Annotated in this window: 16 protein-coding genes; 8 read left to right on the top strand and 8 right to left on the bottom strand. The window is 53.0% G+C overall.

Going from position 1 to position 16,916, the window contains the following annotated elements:
- From C7120_RS13440 to rpmH, 3 genes are all read right to left on the bottom strand, one after another.
- Positions 1-1,068: an RluA family pseudouridine synthase gene (locus C7120_RS13440; RefSeq protein WP_107622146.1), complete on the bottom strand. Its 1,068-nt coding sequence runs from the start codon at positions 1,066-1,068 to the stop codon at positions 1-3.
- Between the two features lie 8 nt (positions 1,069-1,076).
- Positions 1,077-1,781 carry a PASTA domain-containing protein gene (locus C7120_RS13435; protein ID WP_107622145.1) on the bottom strand — a complete coding sequence of 235 codons (705 nt, stop codon included), beginning with the start codon at positions 1,779-1,781 and terminating at the stop codon, positions 1,077-1,079.
- A gap of 105 nt (positions 1,782-1,886) precedes the next feature.
- Positions 1,887-2,042, bottom strand: coding sequence for a 50S ribosomal protein L34 (gene rpmH, locus C7120_RS13430; RefSeq protein ID WP_025065500.1), 156 nt, complete (start codon positions 2,040-2,042; stop codon positions 1,887-1,889).
- A 223-nt stretch (positions 2,043-2,265) separates the two neighbouring features.
- Here rpmH and efp point away from each other — a divergent pair, with 223 nt between their 5' ends.
- The 3 genes from efp to radC all read left to right on the top strand — a co-directional run bounded on the left by efp (position 2,266) and on the right by radC (position 4,722).
- Positions 2,266-2,832 (top strand): elongation factor P, encoded by a 567-nt coding sequence (gene efp / locus C7120_RS13425; protein ID WP_107622144.1) that lies wholly within the window; start codon positions 2,266-2,268, stop codon positions 2,830-2,832.
- Between the two features lie 140 nt (positions 2,833-2,972).
- The gene (locus C7120_RS13420; protein WP_107622143.1) at positions 2,973-4,022 is read left to right on the top strand and encodes a glycosyltransferase; all 1,050 of its coding nucleotides are present in this window, start codon (positions 2,973-2,975) and stop codon (positions 4,020-4,022) included.
- A 13-nt stretch (positions 4,023-4,035) separates the two neighbouring features.
- Positions 4,036-4,722, top strand: coding sequence for a DNA repair protein RadC (gene radC, locus C7120_RS13415; RefSeq protein ID WP_107622142.1), 687 nt, complete (start codon positions 4,036-4,038; stop codon positions 4,720-4,722).
- Positions 4,723-4,738: 16 nt separating this feature from the next.
- Here the strand turns inward: radC and C7120_RS13410 are convergent, their stop codons facing one another.
- On the bottom strand, positions 4,739-6,949 hold the full coding sequence (locus tag C7120_RS13410; RefSeq protein WP_107622141.1) for a glycoside hydrolase family 3 C-terminal domain-containing protein: 2,211 nt from the start codon (positions 6,947-6,949) through the stop codon (positions 4,739-4,741).
- 343 nt (positions 6,950-7,292) lie between these two features.
- Here C7120_RS13410 and C7120_RS13400 point away from each other — a divergent pair, with 343 nt between their 5' ends.
- The 5 genes from C7120_RS13400 (at position 7,293) to fucP (ending at position 12,539) form a co-directional block, all read left to right on the top strand.
- Complete coding sequence (locus C7120_RS13400; protein WP_107622139.1) at positions 7,293-7,613, top strand: metal-sulfur cluster assembly factor; 321 nt, start codon at positions 7,293-7,295, stop codon at positions 7,611-7,613.
- Between the two features lie 90 nt (positions 7,614-7,703).
- Complete coding sequence (locus C7120_RS13395; RefSeq protein ID WP_107622138.1) at positions 7,704-8,525, top strand: UDP-2,3-diacylglucosamine diphosphatase; 822 nt, start codon at positions 7,704-7,706, stop codon at positions 8,523-8,525.
- A 33-nt stretch (positions 8,526-8,558) separates the two neighbouring features.
- Positions 8,559-9,254, top strand: a complete 696-nt coding sequence (locus tag C7120_RS13390; RefSeq protein WP_107622137.1) for a GDSL-type esterase/lipase family protein — start codon at positions 8,559-8,561, stop codon at positions 9,252-9,254.
- Between the two features lie 94 nt (positions 9,255-9,348).
- Positions 9,349-11,121 (top strand): L-fucose isomerase, encoded by a 1,773-nt coding sequence (gene fucI, locus C7120_RS13385; protein ID WP_107622136.1) that lies wholly within the window; start codon positions 9,349-9,351, stop codon positions 11,119-11,121.
- A 107-nt stretch (positions 11,122-11,228) separates the two neighbouring features.
- Positions 11,229-12,539 (top strand): L-fucose:H+ symporter permease, encoded by a 1,311-nt coding sequence (gene fucP, locus C7120_RS13380; protein ID WP_107622135.1) that lies wholly within the window; start codon positions 11,229-11,231, stop codon positions 12,537-12,539.
- Positions 12,540-12,712: 173 nt separating this feature from the next.
- Here the strand turns inward: fucP and C7120_RS13375 are convergent, their stop codons facing one another.
- The 4 genes from C7120_RS13375 to folP form a co-directional block, all read right to left on the bottom strand.
- Complete coding sequence (locus C7120_RS13375; RefSeq protein WP_107622134.1) at positions 12,713-13,918, bottom strand: acetate/propionate family kinase; 1,206 nt, start codon at positions 13,916-13,918, stop codon at positions 12,713-12,715.
- A gap of 52 nt (positions 13,919-13,970) precedes the next feature.
- Complete coding sequence (pta, locus tag C7120_RS13370) at positions 13,971-15,014, bottom strand: phosphate acetyltransferase (RefSeq protein WP_107622133.1); 1,044 nt, start codon at positions 15,012-15,014, stop codon at positions 13,971-13,973.
- 128 nt (positions 15,015-15,142) lie between these two features.
- On the bottom strand, positions 15,143-15,919 hold the full coding sequence (cdaA, locus tag C7120_RS13365; protein WP_107622132.1) for a diadenylate cyclase CdaA: 777 nt from the start codon (positions 15,917-15,919) through the stop codon (positions 15,143-15,145).
- A gap of 33 nt (positions 15,920-15,952) precedes the next feature.
- Positions 15,953-16,744 (bottom strand): dihydropteroate synthase, encoded by a 792-nt coding sequence (gene folP, locus C7120_RS13360; RefSeq protein WP_233247127.1) that lies wholly within the window; start codon positions 16,742-16,744, stop codon positions 15,953-15,955.
- Positions 16,745-16,916 lie beyond the last annotated feature (172 nt).

Here is a 16,916-nt window from a genome sequence, read left to right as displayed (position 1 = left end):
TTAGTTTTCTTCAAATGTATCGTTGGTCGTACCATTGATATAGATACGCCATTTCGCTATCAACCTGTCCATTTCCTCCGGCAATTCAGAGGTAAAATCCATCTGTTCACCACTCTTCGGATGCACAAATCCAAGGGTACGGGCATGTAAAACCTGGCGGGGACAGATTTTAAAACAGTTTTGGATGAAAGCCTTATAGGTGGAGCTTCGATTGCCGCGGAGTATCTCCATGCCGCCATAGCGCTCATCGCCGAAAAGCGGATGCCCTATCTGCTTCATGTGCGCACGAATCTGATGAGTGCGACCCGTCTCGAGAATGCACTCCACGAGCGTTACATATCCGAAGCGCTCGATGACCCGATAATGGGTAACCGCGGATTTCCCAATCCCAGATTCCGGAGAGAACACTTTCATGCGGAGACGGTCCTTGGGGTCGCGGGCGATGTTGCCCTCTATCGTTCCTTCTTCTTCCGTGAAGTTTCCCCATACCAAGGCGGTATAACTGCGGTGGGTGGTCTTATTGAAGAACTGAAGTCCCAGCTTCGTCTTGGCATCCGGAGTCTTAGCTATCAGGAGCAGACCACTGGTATCCTTATCGATACGATGCACCAGTCCCACCTCGGGATCGTTGGCGTCGAACGAGGGTAAATCCTTCAGATGCCAGGCTATGGCATTAATCAAGGTACCATGGAAGTTGCCGGCTCCCGGGTGCACGACCAGTCCGGCAGGCTTGTTAATCACCATTAGTTCCCCGTCCTCATAAACCACATCAAGCGGAATATCCTCTGCCTCGATGGTGTTATCGTGCTTCGGGCGGTCGAGCATCAGGGTGATGACATCGTGGGGACGCACCTTGTAGTTGCTTTTCACAGGCTTATCGTTCACATGGATGAACCCCGCGTCGGCAGCCAGCTGTATGCGGTTGCGGCTGGAATGCTGCATCTTCTCCGACATATACTTATCGATACGAAGAGGCTTCTGCCCTTCGTCCACCACGAATCGGAAGTGCTCATAGAGCTGCTGGTCGTCATCGTCAAGTTCGTCTATGTCTTCTATATAGTCAGTCATTCGCCTGGTTATTTCTTTTCGGGAGCGGAAGGCTTCACGAGAGGTTCTGCGGCAGGCGGAGCCTTTACCTCCTCAAACTCGTCGACCTCACCTTCCTCCGCCTCTTCCATTTCCTCAGGATAGACAGGGGCGATGTAGTCCACAGAATCGGTGTCATCCCGCAATCCGTTTCCCACTTGGATAATCAGCGTCTCCTCGACGGAGATCTTGTCGCCGGCCACCACATGGCGACCCTTCACAGTGATGCCATATACCCAGTCTCTCTCGCCGGCCACATACTCCGGGGCACCGAGCTTGAAGCCCATCGATGTCAATTTGGCCATGGCCTCGCGAAGGGAACTGTTGTCTATGACATCGGGAAGCGTCAATGTGGGCGTATGCGGCGAGTTGATGGTAACATATACGATACGGCCCGACTTCACCTTTTCCCCGGGTGCGGGTGTCTGATCCAAAATACAATCAGGGGCAAGGGTCTTCACATAGCCCGTATCCTTCACTACCACTTTCAATCCCACATCTTCCAGAACACTACTCGCATCGGAAAAAGCCTTATGCCGGACATCGGGAACCGCTATCTCCTCGCCATGATGGGTGTAGAGGTCGATACCGAACTTAACGCCCAGGCACAGCAAGACTACCACCATAGCCATGGCAGCCAAGTTAGCCCAAAGATAGCCGCTCATGATTTTCCGAACAAATTCAGAAGCCTTCATTCCTTCCTCTTTTTGAGTACAAAGATAATAAAAAAACAGAAAGAAGCAAAGATTAGACTTCACTTCTTTCTGTTTTAACTGATTTTTTAGAGAATCAGCGGCAACTTACTTGCCGTGGTGCTCATCAGAAACAGTCAACTTCTTGCGGCCACGGGCACGGCGGGATGCCAATACACGACGGCCATTCTTCGTTGCCATCCTCTCACGGAAACCATGCTTGTTCACGCGGCGGCGGTTGTGTGGCTGGAATGTTCTTTTCATTGTCCTATCTATTTATGATTCATTATTATTCTAAGAACGGTCAACCCTATCGATGAGTTCACACCTTTTTGGGTTGCAAAAGTACACATAATTTTCGAAACGACAAAGAATTATGCGAAATTTCACCATGAAAAGGATGTTTTTTTATAAAAATATAGTAACTTTGCAACCGGTTCCGGAAGGATTACGACGATTAATAAACAAACAATATCAGACATTTACAATGATCAATTCACAGGAAATCAAGAAAGGAACCTGCATCCGCATGGATGGAGGGATTTGGGTTTGCATCGACTTCCAGCACAGGAAGCCGGGCAAAGGCAACACCGTTATGAACACCAAGCTGAAGAATGTGTCCGACGGCCGCGTGCTTGAGCGCACCTTCCAGGTAGGTTTCAAGCTGGACGATGTACGCGTGGAACGCCGCCCCTACCAGTATCTTTACGAGGATCCATCAGGACTTATCTTTATGAATCAGGAAACTTTCGAGCAAATTCCCGTTGCCCGCCACCAGATTACGGGGGTAGAGTTCATGAAAGAGGGCGACATCGTGGAAATCGTTACCGACACTTCCGATGGCACGATCCTGTCTGCCGAGATGCCGGTAAAGACCAATCTGAAGATCACTCACAGCGAACCGGGCATCAAGGGCAATACAGCTACCAACGCGACAAAGCCTGCCACACTCGAAACCGGAGCCGAGGTGCGCGTGCCGCTGTTCATCAACGAGGGGGAAACCATTCAGGTTGATACCCGCGACGGCAGTTATCTGGGTCGCGTAAACGAATAGGCGAAGTCGCAAAAGACCGTCTCCCACACAACAAAATCGGCGAAATTGACTGACGAAATCGGCGATTTCGTCGCACGATTTCGCCGATTTTGTCATTCTTCTGATAACCTTTTGACATCCTGCACGCTCCTAACACAAATATGAAATACAGCTTTATCGTTCCCGTTTACAATCGTCCCGACGAGGTGGAAGAGCTTCTCGAGAGCCTCACCCACCAGCAATCCCGTGATTTTGAGGTCATCATCGTAGAAGACGGATCGGCAAATCCCTGCAGGGAGGTATGCGAGGAGTATGCCGACAAGCTGGATATCCACTATTACTATAAGGATAACAGCGGGCCCGGGCAGAGCCGCAATTATGGCGCGGAGCGTGCGCGGGGCAAGTGGCTCATCATTCTCGACTCCGATGTCGTAGTCCCGGAAGGATACCTTCAGTCCGTAGACGAGGAACTGGCGGCGGCCGACAGCGATGCCTTCGGTGGTCCCGACCGCTCCCACGAGTCGTTCACCGACATCCAGAAGGCCATCTCCTACTCCATGACAAGTTTCTTTACCACCGGCGGAATCCGTGGAGGACGGAAAAAACTGGATAAGTTCTATCCCCGTTCCTTCAACATGGGCATCAAGAAAGAGGTGTATCAGAGGCTCGGGGGATTCTCCAAGATGCGCTTCGGCGAGGACATCGACTTCTCCATCCGCATCTTCAAGGCAGGCTTCACATGCCGCCTCTTCCCGAAGGCGTGGGTCTATCACAAGCGCCGCACCGACTTCCGCAAGTTCTGGCGGCAGGTATACAACAGCGGCATCGCCCGCATCAACCTCTATATGAAATATCCGGAGAGCCTGAAACTCGTACACCTGCTGCCCATGGCCTTTACCGTCGGAGTGGGCTTGCTGATGCTACTCTTTCTCCTGGGAGTAGTAAACTATTTCTTTGGCTACACGCACATGCAGGGGGCTTTCGGTTTCGCATGCATGGAAGTCAGCGTCATCCCCATCCTGCTTTATTCACTCCTCATTTTCTTCGACTCGTCTATCCGGAACAAGAACATCAAAATCGGAGCCATGAGCATTGTCTCCTCGTTCATCCAACTGGCAGGATACGGCTGCGGATTTATGGCTGCATGCTGGAAGCGCATGGTTCTGGGAAAGGACGAGTTCCATGCCTTCGAGAGGACTTTCTATAAATAAAGGAGATTAAACAATGGTAAAACTCACCATCAATCAGTGGGCCGAGGAAGACCGCCCACGGGAAAAACTCATGCGAATCGGTGCCGAGAACCTCTCCAACGCCGAGCTCCTTGCCATCTTGATCGGGTCGGGGTCGCCCCGGCAAAGTGCCGTCGACCTCATGAAAGAAGTGCTCAGCGACTGCAAGAACAACCTGAACACCCTGGGGAAGATGTCGATTCAAGAGCTGGAAAAATACAAGGGCATGGGGCCGGCAAAGGCCGTTACCATCCTCGCGGCCTGCGAACTGGGCAAGCGACGGCAAGGCGCGAGGGCCGAAGAGCGGCCAGACTTAGGATCGGCCACGGCCATCTATGAGTTCATGCACCCCAAGATGCAGGACCTGGATGTAGAGGAGTCGTGGATATTATTGATGAACCAGGCCTACAAACTTATCAAGGCGGTGAAGCTCAGCTATGGCGGAATCAGCGAGACGGCGGTGGATGTGCGCATCGCCATGAAGGAAGCCCTCCTCTGCAACGCTACCATACTCGCCTTGGCGCACAATCATCCGAGCAACAATGCCGTTCCCAGCACGATGGACGACCGCCTCACCCAGCGCATCAAGCATGCCGCGGAAACCATGCGGATATATTTTCTCGACCACATCATCGTTACCGATGGCAAATACTATAGCTATCGGGAAAGCGGAAGACTCTGACGAGCCTTCCCTGAACTTAGATTACAGTCGGAACCTTTTTGACAACCGGCTTACCAACCTTAAACTCCGCCTTCACTTTAAGGTCTTCCACCGACGCCCCCACCTCAATCCGATAGGTTCCCGCATCGGTTACCCAGCTGTTGGCGGCCTCATCGAAGGAGGCAAGGTCGACAGCCTCTATTTTCATCACGAGCGTCTCGCGCTCGCCGGGCCGCAGCTCACGCGTCTTCGCAAAAGCCTTCAGTTCCCGCACGGGCTTCTCCAGACTTCCCCTCGGGGCCGACACATAGAGCTGCGCCACCTCTCTCCCTGCCCTGCTGCCGGTATTCGTTACGGTTACGGAAGCCACATAGCCACCACGCTGTCTCTTGACCTTAAGATTGCTGAAGGCAAAGGTGGTGTAAGACAAACCATAGCCGAAGGGATAGGCTACCGGAACTTTGAAGGAGTCAAAATAGCGGTATCCTACCATAATACCTTCCTCATAGCGAGTCCACCCGATGTTTTTCTTCGTCTTGTCCCATGCTTCCTTATGAAAATGATTTGGGAAATTCTTCGCCGAAGGGATGTCTTCATATGCCACAGGAAAGGTCATGGGCAGTTTCCCCGACGGGTTCACCCTGCCGCACAGGATAGAGGCGACGGCGTTGCCACCCTCTATTCCCGGTTGCCAGGGCAGCACGATGGCATCGACGAGGCTGCTCCACGAGGCTGTCTCGATAACGCCTCCGATGTTGAGCACTGCCACCACCTTCTTTCCCTGCTCATGGAAAGCCTCTGATATATTGCGGAGCATGTTCCTTTCAAGGTCGCTCAGGAGCCAGTCGCCCGGCTCTTCCCAGCGGTCGGCACCTTCCCCGGCATTGCGCCTGATCGTTACCACTGCCACATCCGACTCCTGCGCACGCCGCTCAGCATAGCTCTTGCTGACTGCCACATCAGCTTCGGCGTCCTCATAGAGCGATTTCAGCTCGGCATTGAGACGGAAGCCTGCCCCCTCCAGACCCTGCATCAGGTTGAGGGTGTATGCCTTGTTCACGCTTCCCGAGCCTGTGCCATGGGCCAGAAAGCCCTTGTAGGAGCCATATCCGAAGAGCGCAATGCGCAGGCCTTTGCCAAGCGGAAGGGCCGTCCCCTCGTTTTTCAACATTACGATGCCTTGCTCGGCTGCTTCCCGGGCCATGCGGGCGTGCCCCTCCAAATCGGTCTGATTGGCAGCCCGATAGCCTTTGAAATGAGGTGTCTTGACGATATACTCCAGCAGATGGGTTACATTCCGGTCAACGATTTCCATCGGAAGCTTACCGGTCTTTACGCCCTTTATGATATCGTCCACCTGCTGCTTGACGCCTCTCTGCAGCAAATCAGACCCTCCGATCTCCTGTTGAACGGGGTCGCGGTAGTCATACCAGTCGGTAACGACCATGCCGCGATAGCCCATCTCACCGCGCAACCAGTCGATGAGGAGTGGCTTGTGATACATGGCCCGTTGCCCATTGAGCGTATTATAGGAGCTCATGACCGACCACGGGGAGCAGATGCGGAGGGCTATTTCAAAGTTCTTGAGGTAAAGTTCGCGGAGAGCTTTCTGGCTGACGATGGAGTTGTTCTGCGTGCGATATGACTCCTGATTGTTACATACGAAGTGCTTGATGGTAGCGCCCACGCCTTTCGACTGGATGCCGAGCACCTCGTAGCCGGCCATCGTACCGCTCAAGACAGGGTCTTCGGAGAAGTATTCAAAGTTTCTGCCACACAACGGATTGCGGTGGAGGTTCATCCCCGGCCCCAAGAGCAGGTCGCAATTATAGTCAAGAGTCTCTTGCCCCAGAGCTTCACCCACCTTGCGCGCGGTCTCAATATCCCAACTCGAGGCCACGAGCGTACCTATCGGGAAAGCCGTGGCATAATAGGTGTGGGAGTCGTCCTTGCGCTTGGCGGGAATGCGCACGCCGGCCGGTCCGTCGGTAAGCAGGGTTACCGGAATACCCAGGCGGGGAATAGGGAATGTATAGCCTACCGCCCCTACCTCTATGTCGGGTATCGTATGCCGTTGCGAGGAGTCGTTATAGATATAGCTGAGGCCGACGAGCAGTCTCGCCTTCTCCTCCAAAGTCATGGCCTTGACCACTTTAGTGATGTTTTTCTCCGTCAGTCGTAGAGCGTTGTCCTGTGCAAAGGCGGAAGAGATGCCGCACAGCATCAAGAACAAAATTGTTTTTTTCATGATATGTCAAAATATTAATATAACTTCCCTGCAAAGATATGAAATATTATTGAGGGCCCGCGAAAAGAGGAACACTTTTTTCATGGTTTCCTGCTGGCGAGTCCCGTTTCTCCCCTTAACGGTTTCTTGCTTCCATCCTAATGCCCGAAAGTTTGGAATTTTACCTCTTCCGGACGGACTGTTTGGCACCTTCTGCCTCTTCGCCCGCATAAAAACATCCCGCAGAAATTGCGCATTTAGAAGAATATTTCGTATATTTGCAGAAAATAACCTGCGCCCGGCAGACGGAGAACAAGTTCTCCCTGTCCTCGCCTGCGCTATTTCCGCTGAAAATACAAGCAGTATGACCCAAGAAGAAAAGACCCGGACGGAAGAGCGAATCGTGGATGTGCTGAAAACCGTCTACGACCCCGAGATACCTGTAGACATATGGAATCTGGGAATGATCTATAAGATAGAGGTGAAAGACGACCATACCGTAGACCTCGACATGACCTTCACCGCGCCCTCGTGCCCCGCCGCCGACTTCATTCTGGAGGATGTGCGGACCAAGGTGGAAAGCCTCGAAGAAGTGAAATCTGCCAATGTAAACCTGGTGTTCGAGCCTGCCTGGGATCAGAGTATGATGAGTGAGGAGGCACGGGTGGAACTCGGCTTCGACTGAGAAAGCGGCAGGCACTCTCCTATTCTCAACTCCCGTGAAGCAGGAAACGGCCTCGCAGACAGCATAAAACATAAAAACCAACAAAGCATTATGCCAAACCTCTCACAAATAGAGACTGCAACGACAACAAGCCGAAACCATGAAGAGGCAAAATATGTCTACTTCCTCTCCGACGCGCACCTCGGTTCTCTGGCCATCCAGCACGCACGGACGCAGGAACGCCGACTGGTTCGCTTCCTCGACAGCATCAAATATAAGGCCGCGGCCATCTATCTGCTGGGCGACATGTTCGACTTTTGGGATGAATACAAGTATGTAATCCCGAAAGGCTACACACGCTTCTTAGGTAAACTTTCGGAACTCACGGACATGGGGGTAGAAGTGAATTATTTCACCGGGAACCACGACATCTGGACCTACGGGTATCTTGAAAAGGAATGCGGAGTCATCCTCCATCGTGCTCCTATTACCACCGAAATTTACGACAAGGTATTCTTCCTTGCCCATGGCGACGGTCTTGGAGATCCTGACGCCAAGTTCAAGTTCCTCAGGAAAGCGTTCCACAACCGAAGTTGCCAACGCCTTCTGAACTTCTTTCACCCGTGGTGGGGAATGCAATTGGGACTCAACTGGGCAAAACACAGCCGCCTGAAACGAGCCGACGGCAAAGAGATGCCCTACATGGGAGAAGACAAGGAATATCTCGTTAGATTCACCAAGGAATACATGAAGACACATCCCGATGTGGATTACTATATCTACGGACACCGCCACATCGAGCTCGATCTCACCCTTTCACGGAAAACACGCATGCTCATCCTTGGTGATTGGATACGGCAATTCACCTATGCTGTCTTCGACGGAGAGCACATGTTTCTCGAAGAGTATGTAGAAGGCGAGAGCCGGCCTTGACAAAACCCTGACACCGAACTAATCATAAGAACCATGGAAATAACCTTGAAACAGCTAGCCATCCTCGTATTGCTTTTGACAATACCACTATGTGTATCGGCACAAGAAGAGACTGCCAACACCACCAATCGTTACAGGGAGGCCAACGCCCAACTGGGACTGCCAAAGAAGAGTGAGAAAAGGGTCGTATTCCTCGGCAATTCCATTACTGAGGGGTGGATTCGTAAACGCCCGGACTTCTTTAAGGAGCACGGCTATATCGGCCGCGGAATCAGCGGACAGACAACCTACCACTTTCTTCTCCGTATCAGAGAGGATGTCATAAACCTCCGTCCAAAGGTAATGGTATTTAATTATGGAACCAACGACATCGCAGAAAACAGCGGAAAATACGACGAAGATCTTACCTTTGGGAATATCCAGACACTCATAGAACTGGCCAAACTCCATAAAATCAAGGTCATCCTCGCCTCCTGTCTGCCTGCAAAAGGATTCGGTTGGAGGAAGAATATTACAGATGCCATGGACAAGATACGCCACTTGAATGCACGCGTTAAAGCATTTGCTGAGGCAAACAAGATCCCCTATGTAGACTATTTTTCCTCCATGTTGTCGAAAGATGGTGAAGAATTAAACCCCGACTATTGCACCGATGGCGTACACCCCAACGAAAAAGGATATGCTGTCATGGAAAGGCTCATCGCCCCCATTATAGAGAAATATAGATAGGCCTGGTTTAAAAAAGATTAATCTGCATCGTTCTCCCGATATTTTTACTATATTTGCGTCAACAATTTATTAAACTTTAAACATACCATAGAATATGAAGTATCCAAAGATTGGAATACGCCCCATCATTGACGGTCGTCAAGGAGGCGTTCGTGAGAGTCTTGAAGACAAGACCATGAATCTGGCTCATGCCGTTGCAGACCTGCTTTCGGGCAAACTGAAATATCGCGACGGAACGCCCGTTCAATGCGTAATTGCCGACAGCACCATCGGCCGTGTTGCCGAAGCTGCCGCCTGTGCGGAAAAATTCGAGGGCGCAGGAGTATGCGCCACCATCTCCGTAACTTCCTGCTGGTGCTACGGAGCGGAAACGATGGACATGAATCCGCATTGGCCCAAGGCTGTCTGGGGTTTCAACGGGACCGAGCGCCCGGGAGCCGTCTACCTCGCGGCGGTATTGGCGGCCTATTCACAGAAAGGCCTTCCCGCCTACGGAATCTACGGACATGATGTGCAGGACATAGAAGACAACACCATCCCGGGCGATGTGGAGGAGAAGCTGCTGCGCTTTGCCCGTGCTGCCGTTGCTGTTGGCGAGATGCGCGGCCAGTCCTACCTATCGATCGGTAGTGTAACCATGGGTATTGCCGGAAGTATCATCAACACCGATTTCTTCCAGAAATATCTCGGCATGAGGACAGAAAGCGTGGACGAAGTAGAGATTCTTCGCCGCATGGACCTTGGCATCTACGACCATGAAGAGTATGAGAAAGCCATGGCATGGGTCAATAAATACATCAAGCCCAACGAAGGATGGGACAAGAACCCAGCCGAGAAACAGAAGACCCGCGCGGAGAAGGAAAAAGACTGGGAGTTCGTTGTCAAGATGACGCTCATCGTCAACGACCTCTACCATGGCAACCCGAAGCTCCGCGAGATGGGATTCAAGGAAGAGGCACTCGGCCATCACGCCATTGCCGGAGGATTCCAAGGGCAGCGTCAGTGGACGGACTGGATGCCAAACGGCGACTTTACCGAGACTCTCCTCAACACCACTTTCGATTGGAACGGGCGGCGCGAGCCTTCCATCCTGGCCACCGAAAACGACACCCTCAACGGCACCGCGATGCTGCTCGGATATCTGCTCACCAACCAGCCGATGATTTTCTCGGATGTGCGCACCTACTGGAGCCCCGAAGCCGTGAAGAGAGTTACGGGCAAGGAGCTGTCCGGTACTGCCCGTAATGGCATCATTCACCTTATTAACTCTGGCGCGACGACCATGGACGGCTCCGGCCAATGCCAGGATTCAGAAGGTAATCCCACCATGAAACCATTCTGGGAAGTTACCGCCGAGGACGAGAAACGCTGCCTGGAACATACGCAGTGGATGCCGGCCGACCGCGATTATTTCCGTGGGGGCGGCTTCAGCGTCCACTTCCTGTCGAGGGGAGAGTTCCCCGCAACCATGGTTCGCGTGAACATCGTCGACGGTCTCGGCCCCGTATTGCAGCTTGCCGAAGGATGGGTAGTCAATATTGATCCAGAAATTCACGATGTTCTAGACAAGAGAACGGACCCCACATGGCCTACCACTTGGTTCACACCGCGCACGGATGCCGCAAAGGATGCATTCAAGGACGTCTATTCTGTGATGAACAACTGGGGTGCCAACCACGGGGCCATCACCTACGGGCATATCGGTGCCGACCTGATCACCCTCGCTGCGATGCTCCGCATTCCTGTATGCATGCACAATGTAGAAGACAAGAACCTCTTCCGCCCGTCGGCATGGAACGCGTTCGGCATGGACAAGGAAGGTGCTGACTACAGAGCATGCCAGAATTTCGGCCCCATCTACAAATAGCCGATAGACCTGATATCCGCTTCAACCCCACCGCCCCTTCCTCTTTCACGAGGAAGAGGGCCAGGGGTTGAGTTTATAAAAACCTATAAAGATAACCATCCTGATTTATGGAAAAGAAGAAAGTCGTGGAGAAGAAGTATCTTCTCATTTTCATCCTGCTGACCTCATTGTTTGCCCTTTGGGGATTCGCGAACGACATTACCAACCCCATGGTTGCCGCCTTCCAAACGGTAATGGAGATTTCCGCGGCCAAGGCGTCGCTTGTTCAGTTCGCCTTTTACGGCGGCTATTTCACCATGGCGATCCCCGCGGCCCTGTTCATCCGCAAATACAGCTATAAGAGCGGCATCATCCTGGGACTCGGGCTCTATGCCTTCGGGGCATTCATGTTCATCCCCGCGGCCATTTATCAGCAGTTCTCGTTCTTCTGCATTTCCCTCTATATCCTGACATTCGGACTTGCCTTCCTCGAGACAACGGCCAATCCCTTCGTGCTCTCACTGGGTTCCAAGGAGACATCCACACGCCGCCTCAACTTCGCGCAGGCCTTCAATCCCATGGGATCGCTGATGGGCATGAGCGTAGCCTCGCTCATCGTGCTGCCGAACCTTATCTCCGACCAGCGCGATGCAGCAGGAAAGGTTATCTTCCCGATGCTCTCTGAGGCGGAGAAAGCTGGCATCCGCCTTCACGACCTTGCGGTGATCCGCGATCCGTATGTAGCCATCGGACTGGTAGTATTACTGGTGCTGACAACCTTCGTATTCATCAAGGTGCCCAAAACCGATTATTCCGAGAATACCCACACCAACAATGCCAAGACCACACTGCGGAATCTATGGCACAATCCATCCTATCGCGAGGGCGTGGCAGCACAGATGTTCTACATCGCCGCGCAGATCATGGTATGGACTTTCATCATCCAGTATGCCGACAACCTCGGCATCAACAAGGCCAAGGCGCAGATGTATAACATCGTGGCCATGGTGTTCTTCCTCTGCGGGCGATTCCTCGCAACAGCCTTGATGAAGTATGTAAACACCCGGAAGCTGCTCGCCCTCTTCGCTGTCGGCGCAGGAATATGCACCATAGGGGCCATCTGCGTCGTAGGAATGGCAGGCCTCTACAGCCTCGTAGGCATCAGCATCTTCATGTCGCTGATGTTTCCCACCATCTACGGAATCGCCCTCGAGCATGTGGACAACCAAGACGCCAGCCTCGGAGCAGCATTCCTCGTCATGGCAATCGTCGGTGGAGCCGTCATGCCGCCGCTGCAAGGCATGATCATCGACCAAAGGGTTATCCTCGGCCATCCTGCCGTAAATGTCTCTTATGTGCTGCCCCTCGTGTGCTTCTGCGTCGTGTTTACCTATGCCGTAAGACAGCTGAGGAGGGAACGGAAGCCGCTTTCTGAATGACAATCTCGGCGATTTCGTAGGACAATTTCGGCGATTTCGTCGCACAAAATCGGCGAGATTGTCGGACGGAAGACGGCAAAAAGCAAGAGGACAAACCAGGATTCATCTCCCGGCTTGCCCTCTTTCGTATAGACTCTGCCGACATCCCCACCCTGGGACGACGGCTCTCCCGCTTACTTCTTCAAACCTTTCATGAGCTCAACGGTGTCTCGGGCAATGACGATTTCCTCGTCCGTAGGAATCATCACGACCTTCACACGGGAGTCGTCGGCCGACAGGATCTGCTCTTTGGCGCGCACATGGTTGCGCTCGCGGTCCATCTTCACGCCCAGATAGTCCAGCCCTGCGCAGGACTCCCAGCGCATGCCTTCCTGATTCTCGCCCACGCCGGCAGTGAAGACGATGATGTCCACGCCGTTCATGGCCGCCGCATAGGCACCGATATACTTCTTGATGCGGTAGTTATACATCTGCATCGCCAGATGGGCCCGCCTGTTGCCCTCTTTCTCGGCGGCCTCTATCTCGCGCATATCACTTGATATGCCCGTGATTCCGAGCACGCCACTCTCCTTGTTCAAGAACTCTGCCATCTCTTGCGGAGCCTTGTCGAGCTTGTCCATCAGGTAGGTTACGGCCGACGGGTCGATGTCGCCGGAACGGCTGCCCATCATCAGGCCGGCCAGCGGGGTGAGCCCCATGGAGGTGTCGATGACCTTACCGTACTTCACGGCAGCCACCGACGCTCCGTTTCCGATGTGGCAGGTGATGATCTTCTGGGTCTTGATATCGACACCCAAGAAGTCGCACACGCGCTGCGACACATAGCGATGAGAGGTTCCGTGGAAGCCATAACGACGCACATGGTACTTCTCATAGAACTCATAAGGCACTGCATAGAGGTACGCATAGTCGGGCATAGTGGCATGGAAGGCATTGTCGAATACCGTTACCTGCGGCACATCAGGCATCAGGGCGTTCACGGCGCGGATACCGCGAAGGTGCCCGGCATTGTGAACAGGCGCGAGGTCGATCAGGCTCTCGATGCCTTGCTCCACCTCGGGCGTTACGATACAGCTCTTCTCAAACAAGTCGCCTCCCTGCACGATACGGTGTCCCACGGCATCAATCTCGTCGAGACTCTCGATGGCACCCATTTCTGGGTCGAGCAATACCTTGAAAACCAGGGCCACGCCTTCCTTGTGCGTGGGCAGTTCTGCCATGATCTGGCGCTTCTCGCCGTTGCCGAGGTTCACCTTGATGAAAGCCTCGTCGAGGCCGATACGCTCCACGCCGCCCTGTGCGAGCACGCTCTCGTCGGCCATGTCATACAACTTGTATTTGATGGATGAACTTCCGCAGTTCAGTACAAGTATCTTCATTTTTCCTTAAATTTTATTTATTTCTTAATCTTTAATTCGCAATCTTTCATCCTTATGCCTTGGTATCCTGGGCCTGGCAGGCGGTGATGGCCACCATATAATATATGTCGTCTACCGAACATCCACGGCTAAGGTCGTTCACCGGACGGGCTATCCCCTGCAGGATGGGTCCTATAGCCGTTACGCCACCCAGCCGCTGCACCAGCTTATAGCCGATGTTTCCGACCTCGAGATTAGGTACGACGAGGACATTTGCCTTTCCGGCAATGTGGCTGCCGGGAGCTTTCGTAATCCCGACAGAGGGCACGAGCGCCGCGTCGGCCTGCAACTCGCCATCCACCTGCAGGTCAGGATACTTCTCCTGTGCCAGCCTGGTGGCCTCCAACACCTTGTCTATGATGTACACGCTCTTGCCCGTAGCCTTGTCAATGGCATCCTTGGCACTTCCTTTAGTCGAGAAGCTCAACATGGCCACGCGAACTTCCTTGAAACCGGCAACGCTCTTTGCCGTCTGAGCTGTCGTATAGGCTATCTGCGCGAGCTGCTCGGCGGTAGGATTGGGAGTTACGGCCACATCGCCCATGACGACGATTCCATCCTCGCCATATTGTGAGCGGCCCGTGATGAGCAGCATCGCACCGCTCACGCAAGTGATGCCCGGAGCACACTTGATGATCTGCAAGGCCGGACGGAGCGTGTCGCCGGTGGTACTCAGCGCGCCGGAAATCTGCCCGTCGGCATCCCCCGTCTTGATAATCATACAGCCCAGATAGAGATTGTTCTTCGTAACGAGTTCACGGGCTTGCTCCAATGTCATGCCCTTCTTCTTGCGAAGTTCTGCCAGAAGAGCCGCATACTCCTCAGACTTTTCGCAGTTCAGAGGATCCACCACGGTTGCCTTCCCGATATTCTTCAGGCCCCACTCTTCTGCCTCTTTCTTGATGTTGGCAGGATCGCCAATAAGAATAAGGTCGGCAATGCCATCGCCCAACACCCTGTCAGCCGCCTTCAATGTGCGCTCCTCTTCTGCTTCCGGGAGTACGATGCGCTGTTTGTCCGCCTTTGCGCGCGCTACAATTTGCTCCAATAAATTCATAGCTATAATAAAAAAGTGATATATTTAGAGGTATAAAATACCCTGATTGCTATTTTCAATTTACAAAATTACTAATTTTAATCGACTTTGTCCGTGGTAGGATGTATAAATTTTCATAAATCCAACGATTACCCTCCCATTTCCTTGGCAAGGATGCTTTCCAGCTCCTCGGCGGAAAGCCGCAGACGGAACTCGCCCTTCACGGCCACGCTGATGCGGCCCGTTTCCTCGGAAACCACCACGGCTATGGCATCGGAAGCCTGCGAGATGCCCATCGCCGCACGGTGGCGAAGCCCCAACTCCTTAGGAATGTCAAGACTGTGAGACACCGGCAGGATACATCCGGCCGCCTTGATGCGCTTCTTCGAGATGATCATCGCCCCGTCGTGCAGCGGCGAATTCTTGAAAAAGATGTTCTCGATGAGCCGCTGGTTGATGTTCGCGTCGATGAGATCGCCCGTCTCCACGATGTCATCAAGGGGCGTAACGCGCTCAATGACGATAAGAGCTCCCACCTTGCTCTTCGACATGCTCATGCAGGCCAGCACGATGGGCATGATGGTTTCCTTGTCCTCCCGCTCCGGTTTCTCGCCTTTCGAGGCAAAGAACTTGAAGACGCTCTTGAAGCGGCGATGAGCTCCGAGATTATAAAGAAACTTTCGTATCTCTTCCTGGAACAGTATGATGAGGGCAATGACGCCCACGCTCACCAACTTGTCGAGAATCGAACCCAGCAACTTCATCTCCAGAACATAGCTCACAAAGAGCCATACCACGACGAAGACCATGATGCCGATGAACACATTCAGCGAACGGCTCTCTTTCATCAGGCGATAGATGTAGTAGAGCAACAGGGCGACAAGGAGGATGTCGATAATATCTTTTATGCCAAAGTCGAAAAACATAGTCGTCTTTCCTTCCACAGAGGAAGGGCTTTTTTATGGATTTAAGTGATTGAACAGCTTAACCGCCTGTACGGCATCCTTCACATCATGCACCCGCAGGATTGACGCTCCCTTCATCAGGGCGATGGTGTTGAGTACGGTAGTACCGTTAAGCGACTCGTCGGGCGTTATGCCGAGCACCTGATGAATCATGCGTTTGCGGGAGATGCCCGCCAGCAACGGCAGCTCCATCACCCGCATCTTGTCCATCTCGCCGAGCAGAGCATAATTCTCCTCCATCGTCTTTCCGAATCCGAACCCTGGGTCAAGGATGATGTCTTTCTGGCCAAGATCGCGCAACCGCTGCACTTCCTGTGCCATCGAGATGAGCATATCGTGCAGGTTGGCCTTGACGGACATCAGGATGTAAGCCACCCCTTTCCCGGCCACCAGTGGGAACATGGCCGGATCCTCACCTTCGGAGACATCGTTGATGATGCCCGCTCCGAACTCGTCGATGGCCATGCGAGCCACCTCTGGGCGGAAGGTGTCTACTGAAACAACCGCTTCTGGAGCAACTTTCCGGATGGCCGTGAGTGCCACACGCAACCGCCGCATTTCCTGCTGCTCCGTCGCCACCTCGCCACCAGGCCTCGTGGAGCACGCTCCTACATCTATGATCTCGGCGCCTTCGTCGAGCATTTGCCTCGCCCGTGCCATGACTGCCTCCTCGGTCTGTACACGACTGCCCGCATAGAAAGAGTCGGGAGTGGCGTTCAGGATGCCCATTACCACAGGCCGCGACAACGACAGCAATCTGCCGTTTACATGAATCGTATATTCCATATCACTCGCAAATATACGAAAAATATCTTGCTTCTGGCACGCAAGACGCATTTTTTTCATTCTTATGTCCATACAAGACACGACAATTCCTCACAAATATACATTCTGGAAAGAAACCGGAGATGGGCAAAAGGATATCACATGTAAAATAAATTTATTCCAAAATCATTAC

This window comes from Prevotella sp. oral taxon 376 (assembly GCF_003043945.1).
In the GTDB taxonomy this organism is placed as follows: domain Bacteria; phylum Bacteroidota; class Bacteroidia; order Bacteroidales; family Bacteroidaceae; genus Prevotella.
Note: the sequence above shows the minus strand (reverse complement) of the source record. Positions and strands in the feature narration are given on the sequence as shown.

What these genes read in the sequence shown, in the direction of transcription:
- C7120_RS13390 (WP_107622137.1), top strand. Translation starts at nt 8,559, where the DNA reads ATGGAAATAACCTTGAAACAGCTAGCCATCCTCGTATTGCTTTTGACA.
- C7120_RS13375 (WP_107622134.1), bottom strand. Translation starts at nt 13,918, where the DNA reads ATGAAGATACTTGTACTGAACTGCGGAAGTTCATCCATCAAATACAAG.
- folP (WP_233247127.1), bottom strand. Translation starts at nt 16,744, where the DNA reads ATGGAATATACGATTCATGTAAACGGCAGATTGCTGTCGTTGTCGCGG.
- radC (WP_107622142.1), top strand. Translation starts at nt 4,036, where the DNA reads ATGGTAAAACTCACCATCAATCAGTGGGCCGAGGAAGACCGCCCACGG.
- pta (WP_107622133.1), bottom strand. Translation starts at nt 15,014, where the DNA reads ATGAATTTATTGGAGCAAATTGTAGCGCGCGCAAAGGCGGACAAACAG.
- C7120_RS13400 (WP_107622139.1), top strand. Translation starts at nt 7,293, where the DNA reads ATGACCCAAGAAGAAAAGACCCGGACGGAAGAGCGAATCGTGGATGTG.
- C7120_RS13435 (WP_107622145.1), bottom strand. Translation starts at nt 1,781, where the DNA reads ATGAAGGCTTCTGAATTTGTTCGGAAAATCATGAGCGGCTATCTTTGG.
- C7120_RS13420 (WP_107622143.1), top strand. Translation starts at nt 2,973, where the DNA reads ATGAAATACAGCTTTATCGTTCCCGTTTACAATCGTCCCGACGAGGTG.
- C7120_RS13440 (WP_107622146.1), bottom strand. Translation starts at nt 1,068, where the DNA reads ATGACTGACTATATAGAAGACATAGACGAACTTGACGATGACGACCAG.
- fucP (WP_107622135.1), top strand. Translation starts at nt 11,229, where the DNA reads ATGGAAAAGAAGAAAGTCGTGGAGAAGAAGTATCTTCTCATTTTCATC.
- C7120_RS13395 (WP_107622138.1), top strand. Translation starts at nt 7,704, where the DNA reads ATGCCAAACCTCTCACAAATAGAGACTGCAACGACAACAAGCCGAAAC.
- C7120_RS13410 (WP_107622141.1), bottom strand. Translation starts at nt 6,949, where the DNA reads ATGAAAAAAACAATTTTGTTCTTGATGCTGTGCGGCATCTCTTCCGCC.
- rpmH (WP_025065500.1), bottom strand. Translation starts at nt 2,042, where the DNA reads ATGAAAAGAACATTCCAGCCACACAACCGCCGCCGCGTGAACAAGCAT.
- cdaA (WP_107622132.1), bottom strand. Translation starts at nt 15,919, where the DNA reads ATGTTTTTCGACTTTGGCATAAAAGATATTATCGACATCCTCCTTGTC.
- efp (WP_107622144.1), top strand. Translation starts at nt 2,266, where the DNA reads ATGATCAATTCACAGGAAATCAAGAAAGGAACCTGCATCCGCATGGAT.
- fucI (WP_107622136.1), top strand. Translation starts at nt 9,349, where the DNA reads ATGAAGTATCCAAAGATTGGAATACGCCCCATCATTGACGGTCGTCAA.